6 protein-coding genes are annotated in these 7,248 nt (G+C 61.0%); 4 read left to right on the top strand and 2 right to left on the bottom strand.

Going from position 1 to position 7,248, the window contains the following annotated elements:
* On the top strand, nt 1-856 hold an 856-nt coding region (locus tag OUZ52_RS21570; protein WP_266160654.1), incomplete at its 5' end, for an ATP-binding protein.
* Nucleotides 857-878: 22 nt separating this feature from the next.
* On the opposite strand, the gene OUZ52_RS21565 is transcribed toward OUZ52_RS21570, so the two are convergent.
* Nucleotides 879-1,301: a DNA polymerase III subunit chi gene (locus OUZ52_RS21565; protein WP_266160653.1), complete on the bottom strand. Its 423-nt coding sequence runs from the start codon at nt 1,299-1,301 to the stop codon at nt 879-881.
* A gap of 149 nt (nt 1,302-1,450) precedes the next feature.
* Nucleotides 1,451-2,935 (bottom strand): leucyl aminopeptidase, encoded by a 1,485-nt coding sequence (locus OUZ52_RS21560; RefSeq protein ID WP_266160652.1) that lies wholly within the window; start codon nt 2,933-2,935, stop codon nt 1,451-1,453.
* 97 nt (nt 2,936-3,032) lie between these two features.
* Here OUZ52_RS21560 and lptF point away from each other — a divergent pair, with 97 nt between their 5' ends.
* The 3 genes from lptF to OUZ52_RS21545 form a co-directional block, all read left to right on the top strand.
* Nucleotides 3,033-4,157, top strand: a complete 1,125-nt coding sequence (gene lptF, locus OUZ52_RS21555; protein WP_266160651.1) for an LPS export ABC transporter permease LptF — start codon at nt 3,033-3,035, stop codon at nt 4,155-4,157.
* Nucleotides 4,154-5,254 (top strand): LPS export ABC transporter permease LptG, encoded by a 1,101-nt coding sequence (gene lptG / locus OUZ52_RS21550; RefSeq protein ID WP_266160650.1) that lies wholly within the window; start codon nt 4,154-4,156, stop codon nt 5,252-5,254. The genes lptF and lptG overlap by 4 nt, the downstream gene beginning before the upstream one ends.
* Nucleotides 5,255-5,443: 189 nt before the next feature.
* A partial coding sequence (locus OUZ52_RS21545; RefSeq protein ID WP_266160649.1) for a hypothetical protein occupies nt 5,444-7,248 on the top strand: 1,805 nt, incomplete at its 3' end.

Genomic DNA, 7,248 nt, shown 5'->3' with positions numbered 1-7,248 from the left:
GCATGCGCTGATCTACGACGTTGCCCGACTGGAGCGTGGTCTGGCCCAGGCCAAGGGCCTGCATTTTTATGTCGATATCATCGAGCCGTTGCCGGCGTGGTTGCTCGGCGACTCGGTGCGGATCAAGCAGATTCTGCTGAACCTGGCCAACAACGCCTTGAAGTTCACCGAGTACGGCAGTGTGACCTTGCATGCAGAGTGGGCTGAGGAAAACCTGCATTTGAGTATCAGCGATACCGGCCCGGGTATTCCCGAGGCGAGTCAGGCGCGGCTGTTTCAACGCTTCGAACAAGAGCAGGGCCCGCAGCGCAATTCCGGTAGCGGTCTGGGGCTGGCGATCTGCCGCGAGCTGGTCGGCTTGATGGGCGGCAGCATCGATCTGCAATCGCGTGTGGCGCACGGCAGCACCTTTCATGTGCGCTTGCCGCTGGCGATTCCGGAACAGCCTGCGCTAAGCCCCATATGGCCGGTGGAGAGCGTGGCCTTGCGCAGCTTGCGGCTGTTGCTGGTGGAGGACGACGCGACGGTGGCGGCGGTCATCCGTGGCTTGCTTGAACGGCAAGGCCATCTGGTACGCCATGTCGGCAACGGCCTGAACGCGCTGGCCGAAGTGGAGCAGGGCACGTACGAGGCGATTTTTCTGGATCTGGATTTGCCCGGCGTGGACGGTTTTCAGATTGCGCAGCTGGTTCGCCAATGCGAGGACAGTGACCGGCGCATACCGATTGTCGCGGTCACCGCCCGTTCGGGCGGCGATGAAGAACTGCGTGCGCGTGAAGCGGGTATGGACGGCTTTCTACGCAAGCCGCTGACCGGTGAGCAACTGGCCGAGGCCTTGCAGCGCGTCGTCGCCTAAGTGCCTGATGGGGCGCTGCCGCCTACATGTCAAACTTGTTGACCTCGACCCCGAGCCGTTGATATTCACGCCAACGCACACGTGAGCCGTCGCGTTCGGCCGGGTCGGCGGCGACCACTTCAAGCACGCGTTCGTAACGGCCCGGCGGGCAGGTTTCACGCAGATTGATCAACAACGGGCGATCTGCGGTATCGATGCCCGGTGGTGCGATCAGCACCGCGGTAAGCGCATCGTCGTCATCGCCCGCCAGCTGATGCGGAATAAACGCATCGTCATCGAAGGCCCACAACAACTCGTCCAAGGCCTCGGCCTGGGCAAAATCGCGCGTCAACACCAACACCGGCTGCTGCGTCGCAAACGCCTTCTTCGCCAACTCGCAGACCAGCAACAGCGGCTGCTCGCGAAAGCGTGGTTTGTCGATCAGGTAGAAGTCGGCGCGGGGCATCGGGATTCAAGCATGGTCGGGGAACGGGGAACGGGGAACGGGGAACGGGGAACGGGGAGTGTCGAGTCTGAGGCAAGAATGCAATTCAACACCCTTGATGTTCCCCGTTCCCTATTCCCCGTTCCCCGCTTTCAATCAGCTTCGGTCAATCAGCCTCGATCGATCAACCACTGGGCGAGCAGCGGAACCGGGCGGCCGGTGGCCAGGCCTTTGCGGCCTTCGTCCCAGGCGGTGCCGGCGATATCCAGATGCGCCCAGCGCTGGCCTTCGGTGAAGCGGGCGAGAAAGCAGCCAGCGGTGATCGCGCCGGCATTCTTGCCGCCGATATTGGCGACGTCGGCAAAGCCCGATTCCAACTGCACCTGATAGTCATCCCACAGCGGCAGGCGCCAGGCGCGGTCGAGGGTGTTTTCGCCGGCGGCCAGCAACTCGGCGGCCAGATCGTCGTGTTTGCTCATCAGGCCGGTGGCGTGTTTGCCCAGCGCAATGACGCAGGCACCGGTGAGGGTGGCGGCGTCGATGATCACCTGCGGCTTGAAGGTCTGCGCCGTGTAGGTGAGTGCATCGCACAGAATCAGGCGGCCTTCGGCGTCGGTGTTGAGCACTTCGATGGTCAGGCCGGAGAGGCTGGTAAGCACGTCGCTGGGGCGGTAGCTGTCACCGTCGGGCATGTTCTCCACCGCCGGCACGACGCAGACCAGGTTGAGCTTGAGGCCCATCTTTACCGCGGCGACAAAGCCGCCGAGCACACCGGCGGCGCCGCCCATGTCGAATTTCATTTCTTCCATGCCGGGGCCGGGCTTGAGGCTGATGCCGCCGGTGTCGAAGGTGATGCCCTTGCCGACGAAGGCATACGGCTTCTCATCGGCGTTGCCGCCTTTATATTCCAGCACCACCAGCTTGGGCTTGTTGACCGAGCCGCGGCCTACCGCGAGCAGCGAGCCGAAGCCGAGTTTTTCCATCTCGAGATGATCGAGTACGTTGCAGCTGACGTGGTCGTGCTGATCGGCAAACTGCTGCGCTTGCTCGGCGATATATGCCGGGTTGCAGATGTTCGGCGGCAGGTTGCCCAGCTCGCGCGCAAAGCGCACGCCTTCGGCGATGGCGATGGCCTGGTCCAACCCATGATGCGCTTCGGCCGGCGCGGCAAAGCTGATGGCGGTCAACTCGGGCTGGCTGGATGCCTCGCGCGGCTTGAACGTGGCGGTATAGCGATAAGCGGTGTGATCGGCGGCGAGCACGGCGGTGCGCAAACGCCAGGCGGCATCGCGGCCGGGGACTTCCACTTCGGTCAGGTAAGAGGCCGCGCTATGGATCGGCAAGCGGCCCAGGGCGCGGGCGGCTTCCATGTGGATCTTCTGGTAGCGCGCGCCGTCGAGGGTTTTCTGTGCACCCAGGCCCACCACCAGCACGCGCTTGGCGGCTACCCCGGCAGGGGTGAACAGCAAGGTCGTGGTACCGGCCTTGCCGGTGATATCGCCGCTTTCGGCCAGGCGCTTGATGGCACCCTCGGCAGCGGTATCCACCCGCGCCGCTGCGCTGGTGAGTAAGCCGTTCTCGTAGACGCCAACCACCACGCAAGAGGTTTCGACGGATTCGGGGGCGGCAGAGTCGAGGCTGAACTGAAGCGTCATCGGTAACATCCTGCAGGGGTCCGAAGCAGGTCGGACAGGCTAGACTTGGAGTTTGCCGGCCGGCGTTGGCCAGGCACGGAGCCAAGTATCCTATCGCATGCTGAGCATCCTCGACCGCTATTTTCTGCGTGAACTGGCTCAAACCGTGGCTGCCACGGTGATTGTGCTGGTCGCTATCTTTGCCGGCACCTCGTTTGCCGGGGTGCTCAAACAAGTGGCCAACGGCAGTTTTCCCGCCAGCGTCATGTTCCAGGTACTGGGCTTGAACATGCTCGACGGCCTCGCCACGGTGGTCATGCTGGGCGGCTTTCTGGGCGTGCTGCTTTCGCTGGGGCGCAGGTATCGCGAAAGCGAAATGCACGTGCTGGCTTCGTCAGGCATGGGGCCGCGCGGCTTGCTGCGGCCGATGGCCATGCTCGCGGTGGTGCTGGCGGTGCTGGTGGGCACGGTGACGATGTGGCTGGGGCCCTGGTCGGCGCGTACCTCGCAGGCGCTGGTGGCGTCGGCGAACCGCTCGGTGATTGCCGCCGGACTGGACGCCGGCCGCTTTACCGAATTGCCGGGCAAGGGTGGGATTATTTTCGTCGAGAACCTGAGCCGCGACGGCTCGGTGCTGGGCAATACCTTTATTGCCACCGACCGCGCCGGCACCGACGGCGTGCATCACCTCAAGCTGATTACCGGCAAGCACGGCCAGCTGTATCAGGACACCGACGGCGTCGGCCGCTTTCTTGCCCTGTGGGATGGCTGGCAGTACGAGATACCGCTGGGCGCCGACAACTGGCGCAAGATGCAATACGAGCGCAACGACAGTTCGCTGTCCAACGTGCAATCGGACAACGACGAGGATGATCCGGCGCATATCCTGGACATGATCACCCTGGCACAGGCCGACACCCCCGATGCGCGCGCCGAGTTCGCCTGGCGCACGATCGCCCCGGCGATGATGGTGGTGCTGTTGATGCTGGCGTTGCCGCTGTCTCGGCAAACGCCGCGCGAACCGCGCTTTGGCCGTCTATTGCTGGCGGTGTTGGCCTTCTATCTCTACTACCTGCTGCTGGCCTTGTGCCGTAGCAAACTCATCAAGGGTGCTTGGCATCATTCGACGCCGATGTGGAGCATCAGCTTGCTGGTGTTCCTGATCGCCGTGTGGATGTTCCGCGCCCAATACCAGGCGCGCAAACCGCGCGGCAAGGCCACCCCCAAGGCAGTGAGCGCATGATGGCTTTGCGTATTAAACGTGTCGACTGGCTGGTCGGCATCACGGTGCTGAGTGCGCTGCTGATGGTGTGGCTGGTGATTACCGGCCTCAACGTGGTCTGGCAGCTGATGGCGCAGATCGGGCACATCGGCAGAAACGGCTACACCCTCACCAACGCCATCGTCTACGTGCTGGTCACCACGCCGCGCCGCATGTACGAAATGTTCGGCAACGCCGCCTTGATCGGTGGCTTGCTCGGCCTCGGCGGCCTGGCCGGTAGCGGCGAGCTGACCGCACTGCGCGCGGCCGGCATGTCCAAATTGCGTATCGCGGTTTCCTCCGTGGGCGTGGTCGCGGTGCTGATCGTGGGCGTGGTGATTCTCGGCGAGACGGCGGCCCCCTGGGGTGACCAGCAAGCGCAAGCCATGCAATTGCGCATGAAGACCAACACCATCGGCATGACCACCAGCAGCGGTTTGTGGGCACGCGATGGCGACCACATCATCAACGCGAAAACCGCCCTGGCCAAAAGCGACAGCACGCATAACAGTGTGCAACTGGTCGACGTGCGCGTATTCACCATGACCGCCGACGGTCAGCTCACGCGCTTCGATTGGGCCAAGACCGCCGAGCACGACGGCAAGCAGTGGGTAATGAACGGCGTGCGCAGCACCACCCTCGACGACCTGGGCACCCACACCACCGAGGCGGCCAGCATGCAATGGGATTCGCGGCTTAATCCGCAGGTGCTGGAGCAATCGCTGATCCAGCCGCAATACCTGTCGATGCGCGACCTCTATCGCAACATCCATTACAAAGAAAGCCTGGGTGAAGCGCCCGGCGAGTATGCGGTGGCCTTCTGGACCCGCGCACTCTATCCGCTGAACGTGCTGGTGCTGGTGCTGTGCGCGATGCCGTTCGCCTTCGGTGCACTGCGCTCCGGCGGCCTCGGCAAGCGCATGTTTCTCGGCATGATGCTGGCCATCGGTTGGTACTTCCTACAGAAAGCCATGGTCAACTTTGGCACTGTCTACGGGATCCCCCCCGCGCTGGCCAACCTGCTGCCAGCGACGATTCTCGCCTTTATTGCTTGGCTGTATTTCCGCAAGCACGGCTAAGTTTTCCCACCAGCGCTTTGGCCGTAGTCACCCTGAGTCAGGGGGCGGAACGCTTGAGCAATCCCTCCGAGATGGCCTGTTGTCCTTAGGTCACTGGACGAAATCTTGCGATTAACGTAAATAGTTACATTTAATCGCAAGATTATGCCGTTGCCGCGTAGGGGTGGTGCGGGTCACTGGGGGTTGTGAATGAACTTGATCATGGGGCGCCTTGCGCGCCACGGATGGCTTGCGGCCGCTTTATGGCTGTTCTCGACATCGCTTGCAGCGCAGTCTTCGCCGGAGCAGGAATATAAGAAACTGCTTAAGGTGAGTGAGGAGATTCAGCCTCTAGGCGAAAATCCTTTCGGTGAAAATATCAGTCTTTACAACGGTGCTATTTCGTTCTCGCAAACGGACGTGAGCCTTCCTGGCAATGGACCGCTGCTGCAGCTCATGCGGTCGTTCCATGTGACGGATCCCATGAATAGCGAGGGCTATAGAAACGGTGCGTTTGTCGATTGGGATATCGATCTTCCCCGTATCACGACTACCGTAGCGACTCAGCAAAATGTGCAGGGTTGGATGGTGGAGGGGCCATCGCCCTTGGCTATCTGCACTCAGTTCAGTAGGCCGCCAAGTGTCAACGGTGTCCCTGGCGATTCTTATCGCCACTCTTGGAAGACTTATGAATGGTGGAATGGCTACCAGTTGGTGATGCCGGGTGAGGGCAGTCAAGATATTCTGAATCGCGCGGGTGGTTTCTATACTGCTGCGCCTCAGATGCCGGGCATGGTGTTTCCTGCCCTGACCAAAAAGCATTGGATGATTGGCTGCTTGCCGCATGCCGCCAATGATTCTGCGCGAGAGGCTTTTCTCGCCATCGCACCTGATGGAACCAAATACTGGTTCGACTACCTTGTCTCCAGCCCCGCCCCGATTATTTCACGGCCGGTAGGTGATCCATCGCCCCCTATGTTGCGATCCGCCTCGATTGATGTGCAGCCGATGGTTTCGGCAGAGACGGACGACTTGTACCGCGAGTACGCCGCCATGTTGGTGAGCCGGGTCGAGGATCGTTTCGGCAACTCGCTTACTTACAGCTACAACAGCAATCGTCGACTTGCAGGCATTACGGCAAGCGATGGTCGCTCGGTAACGATTCAGTACTCATCCCCGACAGGTCCCGCGAGCACCATCACGGCTCAACCCAATGCCGGTGGTGGACGAACATGGACTTATCAATACACGGACTATAACCGTGGGCAACTGGTTCTCAGTGACGTTGCACTTCCTGACCACAGCCATTGGAAATTCAACTTAGGAGATCTTGCATACAAGGTGACGCTGACGACGGTCCGTGAGGGTGATTGCGATGCTCCCGCAAGCGCGAGTAATCCCGTTGGATGGGCAGGCAGCATGGTCCATCCTTCTGGGCTGACTGGGAGTTTCTCTGTGGCGGCCCAAAAACACGGTCGCTCTTATGTTTATCAGGGCTGCTGGGGTGGCGATAGCATCGCTGGGGTAGCTGCTGGTTACGCGCTAACCCCGAACGCGTGGTACTCGTTCACGATCAAACAGAAGGTATTTTCAGGGGCGGGGCTGCCGTCGCCGCAGACTTGGATATACCAGTACTCACCGGCGAATGAAAGCTGGACAAAAAATTGCCCTACGCCGAGCAGTTGTCCTTCGACCGTTTGGACTGATGTCATTGCGCCAGATGGTCGCGCCACGCGTTATACCTTTAGTAATCGATTCGACATTACCGAAGGGCAGCTGCAGCGTACGGACGCCTATATAAGTGGTGTCGGTAGTGGCGTGGCACGCTCTCAAATCAGTAGCTACGCTGCGCCCGATAGTGGTCCTTGGCCACTTTATTTTGGCGATGACATGCAAGGTGATCGATCGAATACCTGGGTCACAAGTCAGGAGACGCCATTGTCGCGGCAAGTCTTGCAACAAGATGGCGACAGTTACATATGGCAGGCCACGGGTTTCAACGCATTCGCCCAGGT

The sequence above is a fragment of the Dyella silvatica genome (assembly GCF_026283955.1).
In the GTDB taxonomy this organism is placed as follows: Bacteria; Pseudomonadota; Gammaproteobacteria; order Xanthomonadales; family Rhodanobacteraceae; genus Dyella_C; species Dyella_C silvatica.
Note: the sequence above shows the minus strand (reverse complement) of the source record. Positions and strands in the feature narration are given on the sequence as shown.

What these genes read in the sequence shown, in the direction of transcription:
- lptG (WP_266160650.1), top strand. Translation starts at nt 4,154, where the DNA reads ATGATGGCTTTGCGTATTAAACGTGTCGACTGGCTGGTCGGCATCACG.
- lptF (WP_266160651.1), top strand. Translation starts at nt 3,033, where the DNA reads ATGCTGAGCATCCTCGACCGCTATTTTCTGCGTGAACTGGCTCAAACC.
- OUZ52_RS21560 (WP_266160652.1), bottom strand. Translation starts at nt 2,935, where the DNA reads ATGACGCTTCAGTTCAGCCTCGACTCTGCCGCCCCCGAATCCGTCGAA.
- OUZ52_RS21565 (WP_266160653.1), bottom strand. Translation starts at nt 1,301, where the DNA reads ATGCCCCGCGCCGACTTCTACCTGATCGACAAACCACGCTTTCGCGAG.